This window comes from Lentzea fradiae (assembly GCF_900100955.1).
GTDB lineage: Bacteria > Actinomycetota > Actinomycetes > Mycobacteriales > Pseudonocardiaceae > Lentzea > Lentzea fradiae.
Map to the genome: position 1 here is coordinate 71,125 of NZ_FNCC01000017.1, position 21,406 is coordinate 92,530.

The 21,406-nt window shown below is 70.5% G+C and carries 22 protein-coding genes; 15 read left to right on the plus strand and 7 right to left on the minus strand.

Annotated features, from left to right (window positions below; genetic code table 11):
* Positions 1-122: 122 nt before the first annotated feature.
* Genes BLT23_RS33405 through eat form a run of 3 tightly spaced genes read right to left on the minus strand, consistent with a single transcriptional unit; the run spans position 123 to position 2,558 of the window.
* Positions 123-989 (minus strand): 3-hydroxybutyryl-CoA dehydrogenase, encoded by an 867-nt coding sequence (locus BLT23_RS33405; protein WP_090057212.1) that lies wholly within the window; start codon positions 987-989, stop codon positions 123-125.
* Positions 990-1,014: 25 nt separating this feature from the next.
* Complete coding sequence (locus BLT23_RS42130) at positions 1,015-1,137, minus strand: hypothetical protein (protein ID WP_281248928.1); 123 nt, start codon at positions 1,135-1,137, stop codon at positions 1,015-1,017.
* Positions 1,134-2,558, minus strand: a complete 1,425-nt coding sequence (eat, locus tag BLT23_RS33410; protein ID WP_090057216.1) for an ethanolamine permease — start codon at positions 2,556-2,558, stop codon at positions 1,134-1,136. The genes BLT23_RS42130 and eat overlap by 4 nt, the downstream gene beginning before the upstream one ends.
* A gap of 110 nt (positions 2,559-2,668) precedes the next feature.
* On the opposite strand from eat, the gene BLT23_RS33415 reads away from it, so the two are divergent.
* The 6 genes from BLT23_RS33415 (at position 2,669) to BLT23_RS33440 (ending at position 9,400) form a co-directional block, all read left to right on the plus strand.
* The gene (locus BLT23_RS33415) at positions 2,669-4,009 is read left to right on the plus strand and encodes a glutamine synthetase family protein (RefSeq protein WP_090057220.1); all 1,341 of its coding nucleotides are present in this window, start codon (positions 2,669-2,671) and stop codon (positions 4,007-4,009) included.
* Entirely contained in the window at positions 3,996-4,700 is a 705-nt protein-coding gene (locus tag BLT23_RS33420; RefSeq protein WP_218133962.1) for a gamma-glutamyl-gamma-aminobutyrate hydrolase family protein, read from the plus strand. The genes BLT23_RS33415 and BLT23_RS33420 overlap by 14 nt, the downstream gene beginning before the upstream one ends.
* Positions 4,697-6,049 (plus strand): aldehyde dehydrogenase family protein, encoded by a 1,353-nt coding sequence (locus BLT23_RS33425; RefSeq protein WP_090057224.1) that lies wholly within the window; start codon positions 4,697-4,699, stop codon positions 6,047-6,049. Before BLT23_RS33420 ends, BLT23_RS33425 begins: the two co-directional genes overlap by 4 nt.
* Before the next feature lie 48 nt (positions 6,050-6,097).
* Positions 6,098-6,865: a 3-oxoacyl-ACP reductase gene (locus BLT23_RS33430; RefSeq protein ID WP_090057227.1), complete on the plus strand. Its 768-nt coding sequence runs from the start codon at positions 6,098-6,100 to the stop codon at positions 6,863-6,865.
* Between the two features lie 2 nt (positions 6,866-6,867).
* Positions 6,868-7,566 (plus strand): FadR/GntR family transcriptional regulator, encoded by a 699-nt coding sequence (locus BLT23_RS33435; RefSeq protein ID WP_245744468.1) that lies wholly within the window; start codon positions 6,868-6,870, stop codon positions 7,564-7,566.
* A 187-nt stretch (positions 7,567-7,753) separates the two neighbouring features.
* Positions 7,754-9,400: an AMP-binding protein gene (locus BLT23_RS33440; RefSeq protein ID WP_090057597.1), complete on the plus strand. Its 1,647-nt coding sequence runs from the start codon at positions 7,754-7,756 to the stop codon at positions 9,398-9,400.
* A 7-nt stretch (positions 9,401-9,407) separates the two neighbouring features.
* On the opposite strand, the gene BLT23_RS33445 is transcribed toward BLT23_RS33440, so the two are convergent.
* On the minus strand, positions 9,408-9,824 hold the full coding sequence (locus tag BLT23_RS33445) for a hypothetical protein (protein ID WP_090057231.1): 417 nt from the start codon (positions 9,822-9,824) through the stop codon (positions 9,408-9,410).
* Between the two features lie 28 nt (positions 9,825-9,852).
* Complete coding sequence (locus BLT23_RS33450; RefSeq protein ID WP_090057235.1) at positions 9,853-10,134, minus strand: hypothetical protein; 282 nt, start codon at positions 10,132-10,134, stop codon at positions 9,853-9,855.
* A gap of 150 nt (positions 10,135-10,284) precedes the next feature.
* Here BLT23_RS33450 and BLT23_RS33455 point away from each other — a divergent pair, with 150 nt between their 5' ends.
* The 9 genes from BLT23_RS33455 (at position 10,285) to BLT23_RS33495 (ending at position 18,424) form a co-directional block, all read left to right on the plus strand.
* Positions 10,285-10,776 carry a GNAT family N-acetyltransferase gene (locus BLT23_RS33455; RefSeq protein ID WP_218133963.1) on the plus strand — a complete coding sequence of 164 codons (492 nt, stop codon included), beginning with the start codon at positions 10,285-10,287 and terminating at the stop codon, positions 10,774-10,776.
* A gap of 34 nt (positions 10,777-10,810) precedes the next feature.
* Entirely contained in the window at positions 10,811-12,859 is a 2,049-nt protein-coding gene (gene thrS / locus BLT23_RS33460; RefSeq protein ID WP_245744470.1) for a threonine--tRNA ligase, read from the plus strand.
* Positions 12,856-13,404, plus strand: a complete 549-nt coding sequence (locus tag BLT23_RS33465) for an HIT family protein (RefSeq protein ID WP_090057242.1) — start codon at positions 12,856-12,858, stop codon at positions 13,402-13,404. Before thrS ends, BLT23_RS33465 begins: the two co-directional genes overlap by 4 nt.
* 56 nt (positions 13,405-13,460) lie before the next feature.
* On the plus strand, positions 13,461-13,640 hold the full coding sequence (locus tag BLT23_RS33470) for a hypothetical protein (RefSeq protein WP_090057245.1): 180 nt from the start codon (positions 13,461-13,463) through the stop codon (positions 13,638-13,640).
* 306 nt (positions 13,641-13,946) lie between these two features.
* The gene (locus BLT23_RS33475) at positions 13,947-14,786 is read left to right on the plus strand and encodes a helix-turn-helix domain-containing protein (RefSeq protein WP_090057249.1); all 840 of its coding nucleotides are present in this window, start codon (positions 13,947-13,949) and stop codon (positions 14,784-14,786) included.
* A gap of 55 nt (positions 14,787-14,841) precedes the next feature.
* On the plus strand, positions 14,842-15,444 hold the full coding sequence (gene pgsA / locus BLT23_RS33480; RefSeq protein WP_090057253.1) for a phosphatidylinositol phosphate synthase: 603 nt from the start codon (positions 14,842-14,844) through the stop codon (positions 15,442-15,444).
* Positions 15,441-16,343 carry a phosphatidylinositol mannoside acyltransferase gene (locus BLT23_RS33485; RefSeq protein ID WP_090057257.1) on the plus strand — a complete coding sequence of 301 codons (903 nt, stop codon included), beginning with the start codon at positions 15,441-15,443 and terminating at the stop codon, positions 16,341-16,343. The genes pgsA and BLT23_RS33485 overlap by 4 nt, the downstream gene beginning before the upstream one ends.
* Positions 16,344-16,367: 24 nt before the next feature.
* Positions 16,368-17,480, plus strand: a complete 1,113-nt coding sequence (locus BLT23_RS33490; protein ID WP_090057261.1) for a glycosyltransferase family 4 protein — start codon at positions 16,368-16,370, stop codon at positions 17,478-17,480.
* A complete protein-coding gene (locus tag BLT23_RS33495; RefSeq protein WP_090057264.1) occupies positions 17,477-18,424 on the plus strand; it encodes an NUDIX hydrolase in 948 nt (315 codons plus the stop codon). Before BLT23_RS33490 ends, BLT23_RS33495 begins: the two co-directional genes overlap by 4 nt.
* On the opposite strand, the gene BLT23_RS33500 is transcribed toward BLT23_RS33495, so the two are convergent.
* Both BLT23_RS33500 and BLT23_RS33505 read right to left on the minus strand, forming a co-directional pair.
* Positions 18,414-20,396, minus strand: coding sequence for a tetratricopeptide repeat protein (locus BLT23_RS33500; protein ID WP_090057269.1), 1,983 nt, complete (start codon positions 20,394-20,396; stop codon positions 18,414-18,416). The genes BLT23_RS33495 and BLT23_RS33500 overlap by 11 nt on opposite strands.
* A gap of 14 nt (positions 20,397-20,410) precedes the next feature.
* Entirely contained in the window at positions 20,411-21,403 is a 993-nt protein-coding gene (locus tag BLT23_RS33505; RefSeq protein ID WP_090057273.1) for a TIGR03842 family LLM class F420-dependent oxidoreductase, read from the minus strand.
* Between the last annotated feature and the right edge of the window lie 3 nt (positions 21,404-21,406).

Here is a 21,406-nt window from a genome sequence, read left to right on the forward strand (position 1 = left end):
TCGTACTGTCACGTAGTACGAGAGGCCCCCGCGTACCGTTCGGAAACGGGCTGGCGTTGTCACGCGGGAGCCCCGCGTTTCTCTGAAGGAAACGCGGGGCTCCCGCGTGACATCGGGACTGGTTACTTGGCGGCGTAGTTGTGGAAGCCGCGGCCGGACTTCTTGCCCAGCAGACCCGCGTCCACCATGCGCAGCAGCAGCGGCGGCGGGGAGTACAGCGGCTCCTTGAACTCCTCGTACATCGACTCGGCGATGGCCTTCGTGGTGTCGAGGCCGATCAGGTCGGTGAGGCGCAGCGGGCCCATCGGGTGCGCGCAGCCCAGCACCATGCCGTTGTCGATGTCGTCGGCGGAGGCGAAGCCCGACTCCAGCATGCGGATCGAGGAGAGCAGGTAGGGGATCAGCAGCGCGTTGACGACGAAGCCCGCGCGGTCCTGCGAGCGGATGACCTCCTTGTGGAGGGTCTCGCGCGCGAACTGCTCCGCGCGGTCCTGGGTGGCGGCGCCGGTCAGCAGGGACGGCACGATCTCCACGAGCTTGAGGACCGGCACCGGGTTGAAGAAGTGCACGCCGATGACGTGCTCGGGGCGGTTGGTCGCCATGCCGAGCTTCATGATCGGGATGGACGAGGTGTTGGACGCGAAGATGGCGTCCTCGTCCCGCACGACCTTGTCGAGGGCGGCGAAGACCTCGGTCTTGACCTGCTCGTTCTCGGCGACGGCCTCGACCACGAACTGGCGGTCGGCGAAGTCGCCGATGTCGGTGGTGAAGCGGATGCGTCCCAGGGCGGCCTCGCGGTCGTCCTCGCTCAGCTTGCCCGACTTGACGCCTCGCGCCAGCGAGGAGGCGATCCGCCCCTGTGCCGCTTCGGCCGCGCCCGCGTTGACCTCGACGACGATGACGTCGAGGCCCGCCCGCGCGCTCACCTCGGCGATCCCGGAGCCCATGAGGCCGGAACCGACGACTCCCACACGTTGAATGTCGCTCACGTGCCCGATACTGCCACGACCGGCTCTACAGCTGGTTTCGGAGCGCTTCGCGCACGGTGGAGGCGTAGTCGCCTACCGGGCGGTAGCCGAGGGCCAGGGCGGCGGCACGGCTGATGAGGCCCGTGCCGCCGAGTACCAACGCCCTCACTCCAGCTCGGCCTCCGCCTTCGCGATGGCGGCGAACTCCTCCTCCGGGGCGTTCGCGACCAGGTGGTGGCGGCTGTAGAACCAGTAGTAGGCGACCGCGACCACGACGATCCCGGCGGTGACGGCCGCCGCCACCTCGTCCACGAAGAACGTCGCGATGACGGCGGCGACGGCGAGCACCAGGGCGATGCTCGTGGTCACCACGCCACCGGGGGTCCGGTAGGGACGGGGCAGGTCGGGTGCGGTCTTCCGCAGGACGATGTGCGAGATCATCATCAGCACGTACGACAGGGCCGCGCCGAACACCGCGATGTTGATGAGCCGCGCGCCGCCGTTGACCGGGTCGACCGTCTTCATGGTGGTCGCGAGGACGAACCCGATGGTGCCGGGCACGATCAGCGCGAGGTACGGGGTCTTGCGCTTGCCGGTCTTCGACATCCACCGGGGCAGGTAGCCGGCCCGCGACAGCGCGAAGAGCTGCCGCGAGTAGGCGTAGATGATCGAGAAGAACGACGCGATCAGGCCCGCCAGGCCGACGTAGTTCACGAGCTGCGCCAGGAAGTTGTCGCCGCCGTAGGCCGCGCGCACGGCCTCGGGCAGCGGGTTGCCGGACTCCTTCAGCGCGTTGGCGCCCGCGCCGCCCGGTGCGACCAGCAGGATCGTGGCGGCGAAGACCAGCAGGACGATCATCGCGCCGATGATGCCGCGCGGCATGTCGCGCTTCGGGTCGCGGGCCTCCTCCGCGGCCAGCGGCACACCTTCGACGGCCAGGAAGAACCAGATGCCGAACACCAGCGCGCCCCACGCCCCGGTGACGCCCATCGGCAGGAACGAGCCGTCGCCGATGTCGAAGAGCTTGTCGGTGGAGAACTTGGGGACCATGCCGGCCACGAACGCGACCAGGGCGACCACCGCGATGCCGGTGATGACGAACATCACCCGCAGCGCCTCGCCGACGCCGTAGAGGTGGATGCCGATGAAGAGGACGTAGCAGGCCAGGTACACCGGCCAGGTCGCGTCGAGCAGTCCGAGGGCCTTCACGTAGTCGCCGATGAACACCGAGATCGCGGCGGGCGCGATGGCGTACTCGATGAGGATGGCGATACCTGTCGCGTACCCGCCCAACGGGCCGAGCGCGCGCCTCGCGAAGCCGTAGCCCGCGCCTGCCACGGGCAGTGCGGAGGCCAGTTCGGCGAGACCGAACACCATGCACGTGTACATCGTCGCCATGAGGATCGTGGCGATCAGCAAGCCACCCCAGCCGCCTTGGGCGAGACCGAAGTTCCAGCCGGCGAAGTCGCCGGAGATCACGTACGAGACTCCCAGCCCGGCCAGCAGGACCCAGCCCGCCGCGCCCTTCTTCAGCTGTCGGTGCTCGAGGTAGTCGCTGCTCACCTTCTCGTACTCGACGTGCTTGGCCATATGGACTCCTAATAGTCCTTTGAGCGGTGGTTGAGGGTGGCGCTCACCGACGGGCGGTGTCAAGATGAGGCCGCCAATGGCTCGCAGACATACCTTTGGAGGAACGCGGGATGCTGACCGTCGAGGAGTTGCGCGAGGCCGTGGACACCGGGGAGATCGACACCGTCCTGGTCGCGATCGTGGACATGCAGGGCCGCCTGCAGGGCAAGCGCTGCGCCGCCCGGTACTTCCTCGACGAGGTGCTCGGTCACTCCGCCGAGGGCTGCAACTACCTCATGGCGGTCGACGTCGAGATGAACCCGGTCAGCGGGTTCGCGATGTCGAGCTGGGAGCGCGGGTACGGCGACTTCGTGATGAAGCCGGACGTCGAGACGCTGCGCCGCGTCCCGTGGCAGGAGGGCACGGCGCTGGTGATGTGCGACGTCGTGTGGGAGAACGGTGAGCCGGTCGTCGCCTCGCCCCGGCAGGTCCTGCGCAAGCAGCTCGACCGGCTCTCCGAGCTGGGCCTCGACGCGTACGTGGGCACCGAGCTGGAGTTCATCGTCTTCGAGGACACCTACGAGCAGGCGTGGAACGCGGGCTATCGCAACCTCACGCCGTCCAACCAGTACAACGTCGACTACTCGCTGCTCGGCACCGCGCGCGTCGAGCCGCTGCTGCGGGCCATCCGCAACGGCATGACCGGCGCGGGCATGGTCGTCGAGTCGGCCAAGGGCGAGTGCAACCCCGGCCAGCACGAGATCGCGTTCCGCTACACGACGGCGCTGCGCACGTGCGACCAGCACGCCATCTACAAGAACGGCGCCAAGGAGATCGCGTCGTTGCAGGGCAAGTCGCTCACGTTCATGGCGAAGTACAACGAGCGCGAGGGCAACTCCTGCCACATCCACCTGTCGCTGCGCTCCAAGGACGGCGAGCCGGTGTTCGCCGAGGGCCGCGGCATGAGCAAGCTCATGAAGCACTTCCTCGCGGGCCAGCTGGCCGCGTTGCGCGAGTTCACCTACTTCCTCGCGCCGAACATCAACTCCTACAAGCGGTTCGTCGAGGGCTCGTTCGCGCCGACCGCCGTGGCGTGGGGCCGCGACAACCGCACGTGCGCGCTGCGGGTCGTCGGGCACGGGCAGTCTTTGCGGTTCGAGAACCGGGTACCCGGTGGGGACGTGAACCCGTACCTCGCGGTGGCGGCGCTGATCGCGGCCGGTCTGCACGGCGTCGAGCAGGAGCTGGAGCTGGAGGACGAGTTCGTCGGCAACGCCTACGCGTCGGACCGCCCGACCGTGCCCACGACCCTGCGGGAGGCCGCGGACCTGCTGGCCGCCAGCGAGATCGCGCGGTCGGCGTTCGGCGCGGAGGTCGTCGACCACTACCTGAACGCGGCGAAGGTCGAGCTGACGGCGTTCGAGGCGGCGGTCACGGACTGGGAGAAGGTGCGCGGCTTTGAGCGCCTCTGAACCGCTGATCGGGATCAGCACGTACCTGGAGCGCACGCGCTTCGGCCACTGGGACGTGGAGGCCGCGGTGCTCTACCGCGGCTACCTCGACTGCGTCGTCCGTGCGGGCGGCACGCCGGTCATGCTGCCGCCGGTCGGCACGTGGTCGGCGGAGACCATCGCGTTCCTCGACGGGCTGGTGATCGCGGGCGGCGCGGACATCGATCCCGCCACCTACGGCGCGGAGAAGCACGAGAGGACCGGCGAGCCGCGCCGTGACCGCGACGAGGCCGAGCTCGCGCTCGTCGAGGCCGGGCTGAAGCTCGACCTGCCGGTGTTCGGGGTGTGCCGGGGCATGCAGGTGCTCAACGTCGCGCTCGGCGGCACGCTGCACCAGCACATCGAGGGCCACAACCCGGCGCCCGGCGTGTTCGAGCACACCGACATCGCGGTCGAGCCGGACACCCTGCTGCACACGATCCTCGGCGACCGCACCAACGTGCAGTGCCACCACCACCAGTCGCTGGACCGGGTCGCGGCGGGCCTGCGGGTCACCGCCACCGCCGCGGACGGCACGGTCGAGGCCGTCGAGCTGGACGGCGCGCGGTTCGTCGTCGGTGTGCAGTCGCACCCCGAGCAGGACGTCGAGGACCTGAGGCTGTTCGAGGCACTGGTGGACGCCGCCCGAGACTTCGCGAGGAGAAAAGCGTGACCTTCGACGTCATCAACCCGGCCACCGAGAAGGTGCTGCGGTCCGTGCCGCACACCTCCCTGGAGGAGACGGACGCGGCCATCGCCCGCGCGCAGAAGGCGTTCGAGAGCTGGCGGACCGTGGCCCCCGGCGACCGGGCGCGGCTGCTGCGCAGGTTCGCGGAGGTCGTCGACGCCCACAACGAGGAGCTGGCACGGCTGGAGGTCGAGAACTCCGGCCACACCATCGGCAACGCGCGGTGGGAGGCGGGCAACGTCCGCGACGTGCTCCAGTACTACTCGGCGGCGCCGGAACGCCTGTTCGGCAAGCAGATCCCGGTCGCGGGCGGCCTCGACGTGACGTTCCACGAACCGCTCGGCGTCGTCGGCGTGATCGTGCCGTGGAACTTCCCGATGCCCATCGCCGGCTGGGGTTTCGCGCCCGCGCTCGCCGCCGGCAACACCGTCGTGCTCAAGCCCGCCGAGGTGACGCCGCTGACCGCGATCCGGCTCGGCGAGCTGGCGCTGGAGGCGGGCCTGCCGGAGAACGTGTTCCAGGTGCTGCCGGGCAAGGGCAGCGTCGTGGGCAACCGGTTCGTCACGCATCCCTTGGTGCGCAAGGTGGTCTTCACCGGCTCCACCGAGGTCGGCAAGCAGGTCATGGCGGGCTGCGCGGACCAGGTGAAGCGGGTGACGCTGGAGCTGGGCGGCAAGTCGGCCAACATCGTCTTCGCCGACTCCGACCTGGAGAAGGCCGCCGCCACCGCGCCGTACGGGGTGTTCGACAACGCCGGGCAGGACTGCTGCGCCCGGTCGCGCATCCTCGTGCAGGCGAGCGTCTACGACCGGTTCATGGAGCTGCTGGAACCCGCGGTGAAGGGCGTCAAGGTCGGTGAGCCGGGGGACGAGGCCACCGAGATGGGGCCGCTGATCACCGCCGCACACCTCGGCAAGGTCGCGTCTTACGTCCCAGACGACTCCCACGTGGCCTTCCGCGGTTCGGCCCCGGACGGACCGGGTTTCTGGTTCCCGCCGACGGTGCTGACGCCGCCCGCCGACCACGCGACCGTCCGCGAGGAGATCTTCGGACCGGTCGTCGTCGTGCTGCCGTTCACCGACGAGGCCGACGCGGTCCGCATCGCCAACGACTCCGAGTACGGCCTGTCCGGGTCGATCTGGACGAACGACGTCGGCCGCGCCCTCCGCGTCTCCCGTGCCGTCGAGGCCGGGAACCTGTCGGTGAACTCGCACTCGTCCGTCCGCTACTGGACGCCGTTCGGCGGCGTGAAGCAGTCGGGGCTGGGCCGCGAGCTCGGGCCGGACGCGCTCGACGCCTTCACCGAAGTCAAGAACGTCTTCATCGCAACTTGACCCCTGGGCGACCTGACCCGATCCCGGGCCGATCTGAGGAGAACTGAAATGGTGCAGCGACTCGAGGGCCGCGTGGCCGTCGTGACGGGTGGCGGCAGCGGCATCGGACTCGCGACCGTGCGCAGGCTCGCGAGCGAGGGCGCCAAGGTCGTCGTCGCGGACCTCGACCCGGAGACGGGCAAGGCCGCCGCGGACGAAGTGGGCGGGCTGTTCGTCCAGGTCGACGTGACCGACGAGGAACAGGTCAAGGCGCTGTTCCAGACCACTGTGGACACCTACGGCAAGCTGGACATCGCGTTCAACAACGCCGGTATCTCGCCGCCCGACGACGACTCGATCCTCACGACGGGCATCGAGGCGTGGGACCGCGTGCAGAAGGTCAACCTGACGTCGGTCTACCTGTGCTGCAAGTACGCCATCCCGCACATGCAGGCCAACGGCAAGGGCTCGATCATCAACACCGCGTCGTTCGTCGCGACGATGGGCGCGGCGACGTCGCAGATCTCCTACACCGCCTCGAAGGGCGGCGTGCTCGCGATGTCGCGCGAGCTCGGCGTGCAGTTCGCGCGGGAGGGCATCCGCGTCAACGCCCTGTCTCCCGGGCCGGTCAACACCCCGCTGCTGCGGGAGCTGTTCGCCAAGGACCCGGAGCGGGCCGCGCGCAGGCTCGTGCACGTGCCGATGGGCCGGTTCGCCGAACCCGAGGAGATCGCCGCGGCGGTCGCGTTCCTCGCCTCCGACGACTCGTCGTTCATGACGGCGTCGAACTTCCTCGTGGACGGCGGCATCGCCGGCGCGTACGTGACGCCGCTGTAGTCGTGGTCGAGCACGCGCAGGACGCGTTGTTCCGCCCCGTGCGGGCGGGCAACGCGTTCGAGGAGACCGTCGAACGGCTCATGCAGTCCATCCGGCTTGGCGTCGTCGCGCCGGGGGAGCGGCTGCCGTCCGAACGGGACCTGGCCACCCGGCTCGGCGTGAGCCGGGTGACCGTGCGTGAGGCCATCAGGTCGTTGCAGGAGAACAACTACGTGGAGTCGCGGCGCGGTCGCTACGGCGGCACGTTCGTCACCGGTGAGGTCCAGAAGGCCGTTTCCGGCAAGGACTTCGGCGACGTCCACGACGTGCTGACGCTGCGCAAGGTCCTGGAGACCGGCGCGGCGGAGACCGCGGCGGGCCGGTCGCTCGGACCCGCCGAACGGCGTGGCCTGCGCGCCCGACTGGAGGAGGCGTCGGCCTCCCCGCTGGCGCAGTACCGGCGCAAGGACTCCCGGCTGCACCTCGCGATCGCCGAGGCCACCGGGTCCGCCGCGCTCACCGCCGCCGTCGCCGAGTCGCGGATGCGGGCGAACGAGCTGCTGGACCACATCCCGCTGCTCAAGCAGAACCTCGCGCACTCCAACGCCCAGCACGAGCGGATCATCACCTCCATTTTGGACGGAGACCCGGCGGCGGCGCGGCAGGCGATGGCCGAGCACCTCGACGGGACGGCGTCGCTGCTGAGGGGCTTCCTGGTCTGACCGCTCAGACTCACCAAAACCGCATCGGTGTGCGATGATGCTCGCCTGGGGCCAGGCGGTATGAAAACGTTTGCACGCACGATTGTCCTGTTGTCATGCCCGTTCCGCGAGAACAGCCCTTGGCGTGGGCCTTGCGGACAGTTACCGTCCGAACACCTCGGGGGACTTGCAGCGCGAGGAGCTGTTGATGCCAGGGTTGCGCAAGGTGTTCCGCGACGCCGTGGGCCGGGTGCACTCACTCCGCGTCTTGTCCGAGGCGGGCATGGTGAGTCACAAGAACGTGCGGATGTCGATGCGCGCGTTGCGGGAGGTCCAGGTCTGGGGGCCGAACGTCGCGGCGCTGCGCAGGGCCGTGCGGCTCAACCCGGACGGCGTCGCGGTGGTCGACGACCGCGGCTCGGTCACCTACCGCCAGCTCGACCGCCGTTCCGACGCGATCGCCCAGGGCCTGCGCGCGCTGGGCGTGCAGCACACCCACGTCGTCGCGGTGATGTGCCGCAACCACCGCGGCATGGTCGAGTCGCTGCTGGCCTGCGCGAAGCTCGGCGTGCGGGTGCTGCTCGTCAACACCGGCTTCGGCGCGCCGGTCGTCCTGGACCTGCTGCAGCGCGAGCGGGCGTCGCTGGTCATCCACGACGAGGAGTTCACGCCGCTGTTCCACCAGCTGCCGCCGTCGATCCCGCGGTGGCTCGCCTGGTCCCGCGACGGCCTCGACCGCCGCACCCCGACGCTGGACCAGCTGGTCGCCAAGGCACCCAGGGGTGAGCTGGCGCCGCCGCGCGAACCCGGCGTCGTCATCCAGCTCACGTCCGGCACCACCGGCACGCCCAAGGGCACCCCGCGCGAGATCAGGTCGGTGCTGACGGCCTCGGACTTCCTCGACCGCATCCCCATGCGGGCGAACGAGTCGACGTTCATCGCCGCCCCGATCTTCCACTCGGTGGGCTACTCACACCTGACGCTCGCGATGTCGCTCGGCTCGCGCGCGGTGCTGCACCGCCGGTTCGACCCGCGCAAGACGCTGTGGTCGCTGCAGGGCCAGCGGTGCACGACGCTGGTGCTCGTCCCGACCATGCTGCAGCGGATCATGGAGCTGGACCGCTCGGTGCTCGACTCGTACGACCTGAGCAACCTGCGGATCGTGTTCTCCTCCGGCTCGCCGATCGCGCCGGAGCTGGTGCAGCGCACCACGGCCGTGCTCGGCCCGGTGCTCTACAACCTCTACGGCTCGACGGAGGTGGCGGTCGCCACCGTCGCCACGCCGGAGGACCTGGCGGTCGCGCCGTCCAGCGTCGGCCTGCCCCCGCACAACTGCGACGTGCGCCTGTACGACGAGCAGGGCAACCGCATCACGCGGTCGTTCGTGACGGGCCGGATCTTCGTGCGCGGCTCGCTCACCGTGAACCTCTACACCGACGGCACGCAGAAGGACTCCATCGACGGCCTCGTCGCGACCGGTGACCTCGGGCACTTCGACCCCAGCGGCCGGCTGTACTTCGACGGCCGCGAGGACGACATGATCGTGTCCGGCGGCGAGAACGTGTACCCGGTCGAGGTGGAGAACCTGCTGATGACGCACTACCGGGTGCGCGACGCGGCGGTGCTCGGCGTCCCCGATCCCGAGTACGGGCAACGGTTGCGCGCGTTCGTCGTGCCGGTCGCCGGGACACGCATCGACGTGCGGGAGCTGCGCGAGTTCGTGCGCACCCGGCTCGCGCGGCACAAGGTCCCGCGCGAGGTCGTGGTGGTGCCGAAGCTGCCGCGCAACGCGACCGGCAAGGTGGTGCGCCGCCAGCTCATGTCGATCCGGCTCGGACCTCCCCAGGCCCACTGAGCGCGGGTCACCGCTCGAAACGGTCACCCCAGTCGCCCCGGTCGCCGCGGTCCCGGAACGGGCCGCGCTCGTCGAACCGGTCGGGGCCGCGCTCGCCGCGGTCGTACATCCGCACGGGGCCGCGGTCGTCGAACCGGTTCGCCGCGACCGCGCCCACGACGCCGCCGCCGAGCACCAGGCCGAGCAGTCCGGCCGCGACCAGCCCGGTGGCCCGGTGGCCGGCGAAGCGGCGCACCCGGCCGGGACGCGCGGGGACGGCGTTCGCGGGTGTCGCCGCGGGTGGGGGAGGAGGCGCCTCGGCCGCGGAGGCCGCCGGCTGCTCCCCGGCCGGCAGCGGCGTGGTCGTCTGGTCGGGTGCGGGCCCGGCCGCCCGCGGTTCGTCGCCGGACCCCCGGTGCGGGGGCGTCGGTCCCTGCTCGCTCATGACTCCACGATGGGCGGCCCCGCTGTGGTCAGGCTGACAGGCACCTGTTCGTTTCCTGAAGCTCCTCCGAGTCGTGCGCCGAGTTCAGCACGGGCCGCGACCCGCCGAAGACGTGCCGCTGGTCGGCGTAGGTGGCGCCGAACAGCTCGCCGCCCACCTCCCCCGACCACCGGAAGTGCAACGTGGTGCGCGTGCCGTCACGGGCGTCACGGCGCGCGTAGTGGTCGCGCAGGTCGGCGTACAGCAGGCGCAGCTCGTCCCGGTTGGTCTCGGTGAGACGGACCGGGCATTCGACGACGACGTCGTGCATGGCGGTGCTCCGTTCGGCGGGTCGTGAGAGCACAGGGTGCTCGCCGCGGCGGCACGCCCACATCCGGGAAACCACTCAGAAGGGTCTGCGTAAGCCGTGTCGGCGCGCCGGGGGAAGAAAGCGGTTGCGGGCGCCCGCTTCAATCAGGAGGTGGAACTCGTCCCCCTCCGCAAGGAGTTCGCCGCCGTGATGGCCGCGAGCGGCCCGAACGACGCCGAGGTCGACCGCCTCACCGGTACGCACGCCACGTTCACCCTCGCCGATTACGAGGCTTACATCGAGCGGACGCTGAACGACCCGGACCGCTACACCCGTGCGATAACCGAGGACGGGAAGTTCCTCGGCGAGGTCGTTCTCACCGTCAATCCGCACAACCGCTCGGCGGGCCTGCGGATCGCGATGTGGGACGGTTATGGCAAGGGCTACGGGACAATGGCGATCCGGCACGTCCTGGACCACGCGTTCACCGCGCTCGGCCTGCACCGGGTGGAGCTGGAGGTGTACGCGTTCAACGAGCGGGCCATCCACGTCTACCGGAAACTCGGGTTCCGGGAGGAAGGCCGGCTCCGGGACGCGCTGCTCTGGGACGGCGTCTTCCACGACGCGATCGTCATGTCCATCTTGAGCACCGATAACATCTGATCCGAACACCCATCAACCTCTGCTAGGAGTCATCGTGTCCGAGTCGCGTCCAGCCCTCGCCCAGAACCCGCCGCGCGTGGTGGTTCCGGCTGGGACGACGGCGGGCACGGCCGTGCGGGAGGCGGGACTGCCCGGCAAGGGCGCCGACGCGATCGTCGTCGTGCGCGACGCCGAGGGCCACCTGCGCGACCTGTCCTGGACCCCGCAGGTCGAGGTGGAGGTCGAGGCCGTCGCCGCGGACACCGAGGACGGCCGCAGCGTCATCCGCCACTCCGCCGCGCACGTGCTCGCGCAGGCCGTGCAGCAGCAGTTCCCCGAGGCCAAGCTCGGCATCGGCCCGCCCGTGAAGGACGGCTTCTACTACGACTTCCAGGTCGAGAAGCCCTTCACGCCCGAGGACCTGCAGGCGCTCGAGAAGCGCATGAAGCAGATCATCAAGTCCTCGCAGCGGTTCTCCCGCCGGGTCGTCGAGTCGGTCGACTCCGCGAAGGCCGAGCTGGCCGCCGAGCCGTTCAAGCTGGAGCTGGTCGACATCAAGAGCGACGTCGACACCAGCGAGGTCATGGAGGTCGGCGGCGGCGAGCTGACGATCTACGACAACCTCGACCCGCGCACCGGCGAGCAGGTCTGGGGCGACCTGTGCCGCGGCCCGCACGTGCCGACCACCAAGCACATCCCGGCGTTCAAGCTGACCCGCGTGGCGGCGGCGTACTGGCGCGGCAACGAGAACAACCCGCAGCTCCAGCGCATCTACGGCACCGCGTGGGAGTCCGCCGAGGCCCAGGACGCCTACCTGGAGCGGCTGGCAGAGGCCGAGCGCCGCGACCACCGCAAGCTGGGCGTCGAGCTCGACCTGTTCTCGTTCCCGGACGAGATCGGCTCCGGCCTCGCGGTGTTCCACCCCAAGGGCGGCATCATCCGCAAGGCGATGGAGGACTACTCCCGCCAGCGGCACACCGAAGAGGGCTACGAGTTCGTCTACTCGCCGCACATCACCAAGGGCAACCTGTTCGAGGTCTCCGGCCACCTCGACTGGTACCGCGACGGCATGTACCCGGCGATGCACCTCGACGCGGAGCTGAACGCCGACGGCACGGTCCGCAAGCCCGGCCAGGACTACTACCTCAAGCCGATGAACTGCCCGTTCCACGACCTGATCTTCAAGTCGCGGGGCCGGTCCTACCGCGAGCTGCCGCTGCGCATGTTCGAGTTCGGCGGCGTCTACCGGTACGAGAAGTCCGGCGTGGTGCACGGCCTCACCCGCGTGCGCGGCATGACGCAGGACGACGCGCACATCTTCTGCACCCGCGACCAGATCCGCGACGAGCTGGCCTCGCTGCTGAAGTTCGTGCTCGACCTGCTGCGCGACTACGGCCTGGACGACTTCTACCTGGAGCTCTCCACCAAGAACCCGGAGAAGTACGTCGGCCCGGACGAGATCTGGGAGGAGGCGACGGCGACGCTCGCCTCGGTGGCGGAGGAGTCCGGCCTGGAGCTGGTCCCCGACCCCGGTGGCGCCGCGTTCTACGGCCCCAAGATCTCGGTGCAGTGCCGTGACGCGCTCGGCCGCACCTGGCAGATGTCGACCATCCAGCTCGACTTCAACCTGCCGGAGCGCTTCGAGCTGGAGTACACCGGCCCGGACGGCTCCCGCCAGCGCCCGGTCATGATCCACCGCGCGCTGTTCGGCTCGGTGGAGCGGTTCTTCGGCGTGCTGACCGAGCACTACGCGGGCGCGTTCCCGGCGTGGCTCGCGCCGGTGCAGGTCATGGGCATCCCGGTGACCAGCGAGAACGCCGACCACCTCTTCGCGGTGCGCGACGTGCTGCGCAAGAAGGGCATCCGGGTCGACGTCGACGCCTCCGACGACCGCATGCAGAAGAAGATCCGCAACCACACCCTGCAGAAGGTGCCGTTCATGCTCCTGGCCGGTGCCAAGGACGTGGAGGCGAACGCGGTGTCGTTCCGGTTCCGCGACGGCACGCAGATCAACGGCGTGCCGGTCGAGCGGGCCGTCGAGCAGATCATCGACTGGGTGCAGCGCCGCGAGAACGCCTCGCCCACGGCGGAACTGCTCTCGTGACGCCTGAGTTCGTGCCGCAGGACGGTGTCGGGGTCCAGGACGCGTTGCAGCGCCTGTGGACCCCGCACCGCCTGTCCTACGTGCAGGGCACGGGCAAGGCGGACGGCGACGAGCCGGCCGGGTGCCCGTTCTGCCGCGTGGTGGCGCTGTCCGACGAGGACGGCCTGATCATCGCGCGCGGCGCCGAGGTCTTCGCGGTGCTGAACCTGTACCCGTACAACCCGGGTCACCTGATGGTGCTGCCGTACCGGCACGTGCCGGACTACACGGACCTGACGGTGTCGGAGACGGCCGAGTTCGCCGCGTTCACGCAGAAGGCCATGCGGGTCGGCCGGCACGTGGCGGGGCCGCACGGGTTCAACGTGGGCATGAACCAGGGCGTCGTCGCGGGCGCCGGGATCGCCGCCCACCTGCACCAGCACGTCGTGCCGCGGTGGGGCGGGGACGCGAACTTCATGCCGGTCATCGGGCACACGAAGGTGCTGCCGCAGCTGCTCGGGGAGACCCGGCAGCTGCTCGCCGATGGCTGGAAGGCGGTCGACTGATCGTTTCACGCTCGCTATCGGTTGACTTTCGATAGATCGCGAGCGATAGTCGATCTGTGATTCGACTCGCCCTGACGCTGCTGGCCTGTCTTCTCGTCGTCGCGCTGGGGGTCGCGGCGCTGTTCTACGCGCAGTACGACGACGCTCCCGGTCTCGGCCTCATCGCGTTCGTGCTCATGGGCGGCGCGGTGGGCTTCGGCGTGCGCGCGGTATTGCGCGCACGGAAGTCCGTTTGACACCCTCACGCTAAACGCGGCGTTTAGCGTGCGCGCCGGTTCGATTGATGTGCGCCCGATTAATGGACAAAAGAGTGACAACGGCCTCCCGGCTTTTGTCCGTCTGAGACAATGCCGCTTCGTTCCACGTGGCAAGGAATAACGGCACTACAACTTTCGGGTGCATTTCCGCGGTCCGTCGAAGCGTTTCACCAGCACAAAGCGATTCCAGGTAGGTGAGATCACCCACCTGGAGGTGCGCGCTGAAACCAAGAAGCAGCCTATGGCCGATCGCCTCGCCGAGTGTGAATGGATACGGTGCGAACCATGACCGCACCTGAGCGTTCGCGATTAGCGAGAGAACGGCTTTCGCGTGAACTACGCCGGTTGCGCACCGAGGCGAAGATGACCGGCACGGCCACCGCCCGTGCCACCGGGATGAGCCAGTCCAAGCTGTCGAAGATCGAGAACGGCATGCTGCTCCCGTCCGTCACGGACGTGGAGCGACTCGTGGCGGAACTGGCCGCCACGAGGGAGACGCGCATCGAACTGGTCGAACTCGCCAGATCGCTGCACGCCGAGGCGGAGACCCGCCGCGTCGTGCTGCACCGAGGGGCGCACCGTCACCAGCAGGCGATCAGCCGGGTGGAGGCGCGGGCGGCGACATCGAGGTTCTTCCAGGTCAACCTGGTGCCCTCGCTGTTGCAGTCCGAGTCCTACCTGCGGATCGTGCTGGGCACGATGCCTCCCGCGGAGCAGGAGGCCGCGGTGGCGGCGCTGCGCGTGCGCCGTTCCCGGATGGACGACCTGGCCAAGCAGTTCGTGTTCGTGGTGTCCGAGAGCGCCCTGCGCTGGCGGATGGGCTCACCCGAGCAGATGGCCGAGCAGATCGAGCACCTGATCGCGGTCCAGCGCAGACCGAACGTCCGGATCGGCGTGGTGCCGTGGACGGCGGACGCGAACGTGGTGGCGCTGCACGGGTTCCACATCTACGACGAGCGCTACGTCACGGTCAGCGTGCTGACCGGCAACGCCACCATCACCGACCCGCTGGACGTGCGCGAGTACCTCGCGCTGTTCGGCAAGCTGGAGCGGATGGCGGTGCGGGGGGAGGAGCTGCAGGCGCTGCTGAAGCGCATCGCGGAGGACCACAGGAGACTCGGCTAGGCGGCCTCACCCGCGGGTCGGGTGTTTCAGCAGTCCAGCTAGGCTGCGACACGCCATGCTGAACATCTTCGCTCGCGCGTCCGTCTCGCGCGTCACCGATCCGATCGGGGCGTGGCTGCTGGCGCGTGGCCTCACCCCCAACGCCGTGACGGTCGCCGGCACGGTCGGTGCCGTGGCGAGCGCGCTGTGGTTCATCCCCCGCGGGCAGCTCTTCCTGGGCAGCGCCCTGGTGACGTTCTTCGTGCTGCTCGACCTGATCGACGGCGCGATGGCCCGCGCGCAGGGACCCACGAGGTTCGGCGCCGTGCTCGACGCCACCTGCGACCGCATCGCCGACGGGGCGCTGTTCGCCGCGCTCACCTGGTACGCGTTCGACACCGGTGCGCGCTGGACCGCCGTCGCCGGGTTCGTGTGCCTGGTCGCCTCGCAGGTCATCTCGTACGTCAAGGCGCGCGCCGAGGCGTCGGGGCTGGCGGCCGACGGCGGGCTGGCCGAGCGCGCCGAGCGGCTCATCGTCGTCCTGCTCGGCGCGGGCGTGCAGGGGCTCGGCGTGCCGCACCTGCTCGACGTGGCGCTGTGGCTGCTCGCGGTGATGACGGTGGCGACGGTGCTGCAGCGGGTCCTCGCGGTCGCGAAGTCGGCGCGGGAGGTGGCGTGAACCTCGCGACGCTCGGTTACACCGCGGGCTGGCGGCTGATCCGGCTGCTGCCAGAGTCGTGGGCGCGCGGCCTCTTCCGCGCGGGCGCCGACCTCGCCGCCAAGCGCGGTGGCGAGAGCGTCGAGCAGCTGCGCAGGAACTTGCGCAGGGTCGTCCCGCAGGCGGGCGAGGAGGAGCTCGACGACCTGGTCCGCGACTCCCTGCGGTCCTACGCCCGCTACTGGTGCGAGGCGTTCCGGCTGCCGTCGATGGACCTGAAGGCCGCCTACGAGAAGTGCGACTCGCAGGTGTCCGGCGTGGAGAACCTCGACGCGGCGCTGGCGAACGGCACCGGCGCGGTCGCCGCCCTGCCGCACAGCGGCAACTGGGACATGGCCGGTGTCTGGCTGGTGGGGCACTCCGGCACGTTCACGACGGTGGCCGAACGCCTCAAGCCCGAGTCGCTGTACCGCAAGTTCGTCGCGTTCCGCGAGACGCTGGGGTTCGAGGTGCTGCCGCTGCGCGGCGGCGACCGTCCACCCGCGACCGTGCTGGCCGAACGGCTGCGGTCGAACAAGGTCGTGTGCCTGATGGCCGACCGCGACCTGACCTCGACCGGCGTGCCCGTCACGTTCTTCGGCGAGCAGACCCTGATGCCCGCCGGTCCCGCGCACCTGGCGGCGACGACCGGCGCGGCGCTGCTGCCGGTCGGCTGCTGGTTCACCGAGGACGGCTGGCACTTCCGCATCCACCCGCCGATCAAGGTGAGCACCGTCCAGGCCGCCACGCAGGCGCTCGCGGACGTGTTCGCCGCCGACATCGCGGCGCACCCCGCCGACTGGCACATGCTGCAGAAGCTGTGGCTGGCCGACCTGCCGGAGAGCAGGCGCGCCGCGCTCACCAGGAGGCTCTCCCGGTGACGGTCGTGGCTGGGGCGTGACCAGGTGAAGATCGGGATCGTCTGTCCGTACTCGTTCGACGTGCCGGGCGGGGTGCAGGCCCACGTCGTCGACCTCGCGCGGGCCCTGATCGCCCTCGGGCACGAGGTGAACGTCCTCGCGCCCGCCGAGGACGACCAGGCGCTGCCGCCGTTCGTGACGTCCGCCGGCCGCGCGGTCGGTATCCCGTACAACGGCTCGGTGGCGCGGCTCTCGTTCGGCCCGGTCTCGTACGCGCGCGTCCGCCGGTGGATCGACGAGCACGCGTTCGACGTCCTGCACCTGCACGAGCCCACCGCGCCGTCGTTGTCCTTCCTGGCGCTGATGGTCGCCGACGGCCCGATCGTCGCCACCTTCCACACCTCGACGCCGCGCTCGAAGATGTTGTCGGCGTTCCAGGGCTTCCTGCAGCCGTTCCTGGAGAAGGTCACCGCCCGCATCGCCGTGTCCGCGCTGGCCCGCCGCGTGCAGGTGGAGCACCTCGGCGGGGACGCGGTGGAGATCCCGAACGGCGTGGACGTCGACTTCTTCGCCTCCGCGTCCACTTTGGACGGCTATCCGCGGCCGGGCGGCACGATCGGCTTCGTCGGCCGCTACGACGAGCCGCGCAAGGGCATGCCGGTGCTGTGGGAGGCGTTCGGCCTGATCGCCGACGAGTTCCCGGACCTGCGGCTGCTGGTCGTCGGCCGCGGCGAGGCGTCGTTCGACGGCCCGTTCGCCGACCGGGTGGACCTGCTCGGCCAGGTCGACGACGCCGAGAAGGCCAGGATGCTGCGCTCGATCGACGTCTACGTGGCCCCGAACACCGGCGGCGAGTCGTTCGGCATCATCCTCACCGAGGCCATGTCGGCGGGCACCGCCGTGGTCGCCTCGGACATCGACGCGTTCCGCCGGGTGCTCGACGACGGCAAGGCGGGCGCGCTGTTCCCGGTCGGCGACGCCGCCGCACTGGCCGAAGCGCTGCGGCCGGTGCTGCGCGACTCGGCCCTGCGCGCCGAGTACGTGAGCGCCGGGTCGCAACGGGTGCAGGCGTTCGACTGGTCCGTGGTGGCCTCGCAGGTGCTGCGCGTCTACGAGACGGCGATCGCCGCCGACCCGCGCCGGGTGAGCGAGGCATGACCGCCGGCCTGGTCGTCGTGTTCGTGGCGTTGCTGCTGGCCGCGTGGATCCTGGCCATCGCGAACCGCCTGGACCGCCTGCACGTCCGCACCGACGCCGCCTGGGCCGCCCTGGACGCGGCGCTGGCCCGCCGTGCCGTCGTGGTGCGCGCCCTGCTGGACCCGGAGCTGTCCGCCGCGGCCTCGCGAGCCGAGTCGTCGTCCCGCGCCGACCGCGAGCTGGCGGAGAACGAGCTGTCGGCGCTGCTGGGCGCCCTCGACCGGTCGTCACTGGCGCCCGCGCTGGCCGCCGAGCTGGCCGACGCCGAGGAACGCGTCGTACTGGCACGGCGCGTGCACAACGACGCGGTGCGCGACACGCTGCTGCAACGCCGCCGCCGGGTCGTGCGCTGGCTGCGCCTCTCCGGCACCGCGCCGCAGCCGTCGTACTTCGAGATCGCCGAACCCGCCTCCCCTGCCGAGGTGGTGACGCTGACACCCCGCCCGTCCGCGCGCGTGGTGCTGCTCGACCCCTCCGGCCGCGTGCTGCTGTTCCAGGGCTTCGATCCGGCACGGCCGCACGAGCTGTTCTGGTTCACCGTGGGCGGCGGCGTCGAGGACGGCGAGGAGCTGCGCGACACCGCCGTGCGCGAGGCGTTCGAGGAGACCGGCGTGAAGCTCGCGCCCGAGGCGCTCACCGGGCCGGTGTGGCGGCGTCGCACGGTGTTCAGCTTCGACGGCACGACGTTCGACGCCGAGGAGTGGTTCTTCTTCGCGACCGTGGACGGGGTCGAGATCGACACGTCCGGGTTCAACGACGCCGAGGAGCACAGCATCTCCTCGTTCCGGTGGTGGACGGCGGAGGAGCTGGCGGCCACGGACGAGACCGTCTACCCGGTGCAGCTGGCGGAGCTGCTGCCGACGCTCTCTGGTGAGTGGGACGGCGAGATCCGCACTATTCGCTGAGACCGAGGAACAGCTCGCGGGTGCGCCGGACGTCGGGGTGACGCGCCCCCAGCACCCGCACCTGGTCCTGTAGCAGCCGTCGGCACTCGGTCCTCGCCTCCAGCACGTCCCCGGCCCGCGCCAGCCAGTGGACGAGGTGCCTGCGGCTCGACCACACGGCTCGGTGGTCGTCCGCCAGCACCCGGATCCGGTCGGCCAGCAACGCCCGGTACTCGGCGACAGCCCGGACGGCGTCGCCCCTCTCGCCGTGCAGGTCGGCGACGACCACGCGGGTGAGCATCGTCTGGGGATCATCGGGGCCGAGGACGCGCTCCGAGTCGGCGAGCAGCACCCCGGCGGCGTCGGCCGCGGAGGCCACGTCACCGGCGCGACGGAGCAGGCTGACGATGTCCTCCCGCGTCGCCAGCACCTCGTGGTGGTCGGGGCCGAGCACCCGCAACTGGTCGGTGAGCACGCCGCGCAACGCCTCGGCCGCGGTGGCCGAGTCGCCGGTCCTTCCTCGGCACGACCACAGGCTTCGCCGCGTCGCCAGCGTCCGCACATGGTCGGCACCGAGCGTCCGCAACTGGTTCGCCAGCAGCTCCTCGTACGCCTCGGCCGCCTTGCGGGGGTTCTTCGGCTCGTCCCTGGTCCGGACGACCAGATACCTGGCGGTCAGCGTGTCGACGTGGTCCGGTCCGAGCCGTCCGGCCGCGGTCCGCCGCAGCTCGTCGAAGTAGGCCGCCGCCTCCTCTCCTTCGTGGGACGCGATGCCCACTCCCAGGCGGAACAGCACGGGGTGGCAGGAGTCCTGCCACAACCAGCGTTCTCCGGCCGCACGGAGGGCCTGGGCGTTCGCACGGAAGGTCCGGGCGTCGCCGTCCGGCCACGCTTCCAGAAGTGCATCTGCGGCAACCCGGATGACGGTCGAAGCGTCCGTCCACGCGTCACGGGTGGCGCGCTGCAACAGGGCGTGGACGCGCACCTCGCGTGCGTCGGGGTCGAGCGTGACCAGGCTCAGCCGGTGCAGGCAGCCGAGGCCGTCCCGTGCATCCGCCTCGTCCACGCCGAGGAAAGCCAGCACCGGCTCGGAGGTGAACACGTCGAGCGGGATTCCGTTGGCGTCCAACGCACTGGCGATGTCCAGCAGAGGCCGCGCCACACCGCGCGGCGTCATCGAGTCGGCGCGTTCCACGGACAACGACCACGTGGCGGCGACCGTTGCCCGGTGCTCGTCCGGCAGTTCGTCCGGTGCCATCACGGCCAGCCGCCGCTCGGTGAACCGGGTCAGGTACTCGGCGCACGTGATCCGCCGGTCGAGCACGTACGCGGCGGCCTGGGCCAGTGCCAGCGGCAGGTGTCCGAGCGCGTCCGCGAGCCTGTCGGCGTCGTCGTCCGCGCCGATCGCCGCCGACAGGTAGGCACGGGCCTCGGACGGGCTGAAGACGTCGAGGTCGACGAGCACCCGGTCGCCGCGCAGGGCCGCGTCCCGCCGCCGGGTCGTCACGACCACCCGGCCGCCGGCCGGTGGCCACAGACCGTTCAGGTCGGCCGGCGCCTGGACGTCGTCGAGCACGACCAGCCACGGTTCCGAGGTGTTTCCCAGCCACTCCAGGAAAGTGCGCGCGTCGCCGTCCTGACCCGTGAGCTTGGCCGCGGCGTCCGCGTAGGCGGAGGTGATCGCGTCGCGCGAGGTGGCGCTGACCCACACCAGCAACCGGATCTCGCCCGCCGCCCACGACGTCTCGGCGTGCCGGGCCGCGAGCTGCGTCTTGCCGACACCGCCCAGCCCGGACAGCACCACGCGGTCCGCCAGCCCGACAGCGCGTTCCTGGAACGACGCGGCCCTGGACGGCACCACGCCGACCCGCAGCGGCAGCCGGTCGGCGTGGAGGCCACCCAGGTGGACATCGCCGTGCACGACACCGACCTGGACGACCTGCCCGGAGACGTTCTCCGCGGAGTTGCGCACACCGGGCAGGTCGTCGGGCATCGGCCCATTATGGGTCAGACGGCCGGGATGACCGCCGAACCGTAGGCGTCGCGCGTCTTGTCCTTCTCGTCGTGCATCAGGTACAGCGCGAAGTTGTCGACCCCGATCTCCTTCAGCTCCTGCAACCGTTCGACGTGCGCCGACTCCGGCCCGACGAGGCAGAAGCGGTCGACGATCGCGTCCGGCACGAAGTCGGTCGACCGGTTGCCCGCCTTGCCGTGGTGGGAGTAGTCGTAGCCTTCGCGGTCCTTGATGTAGTCGGTCAGGGCCTTGGGCACGACACCCGAGTCGCCGTACCGCGCCACGAGGTCCGCGACGTGGTTGCCGACCATGCCGCCGAACCAGCGCAGCTGGTCGCGCTGGTGCTCCAGGTCCGTTCCCACGTACGCCGGTGCCGCCACGCACATCGTGATGGCCGACGGGTCGCGCCCGGCGGCCGTGGCCGCCTCGCGGACCGACCCGATGGTCCAGCGCGCGATGTCCGGGTCGGCGGTCTGGAGGATGAAGCCGTCGGCCTGCTCGCCGACCATCTTCAGCGCCTTGGGACCGTACGCGGCCATCCAGATCTCCAGCTTCCCGTCGCGCACCCAGGGAATCCGGACGGGCGTGCCGTGGTGCTCGACCTCGCGGCCCTCGGCCAGCTCCTTGATCACGTGCATGGCGGTGCCGAGCGTCGCGAGGGAAGCCGGTTTCTGCCCGATCACGCGGCGGGCCGAGTCGCCCCTGCCGATGCCGCAGACCGTGCGGTTGCCGAACATGTCGTTCAGCGTCGCGAACAGCGACGCCGTCACCGACCAGTCGCGGGTCGACGGGTTGGTGACCATGGGGCCGACGACCAGGTCCTTGGTGGCGGCGAGGATCTGCGAGTAGATGACGAACGGTTCCTGCCACAGCACGCAGGAGTCGAACGTCCAGCCGTAGCGGAAGCCGCAGTCCTCCGCGGCGCGCAGGCCCTCCACCACGTCCCGCGCCGGCGGGTCGGTCTGCAGCACGATGCCGAAGTCCACACC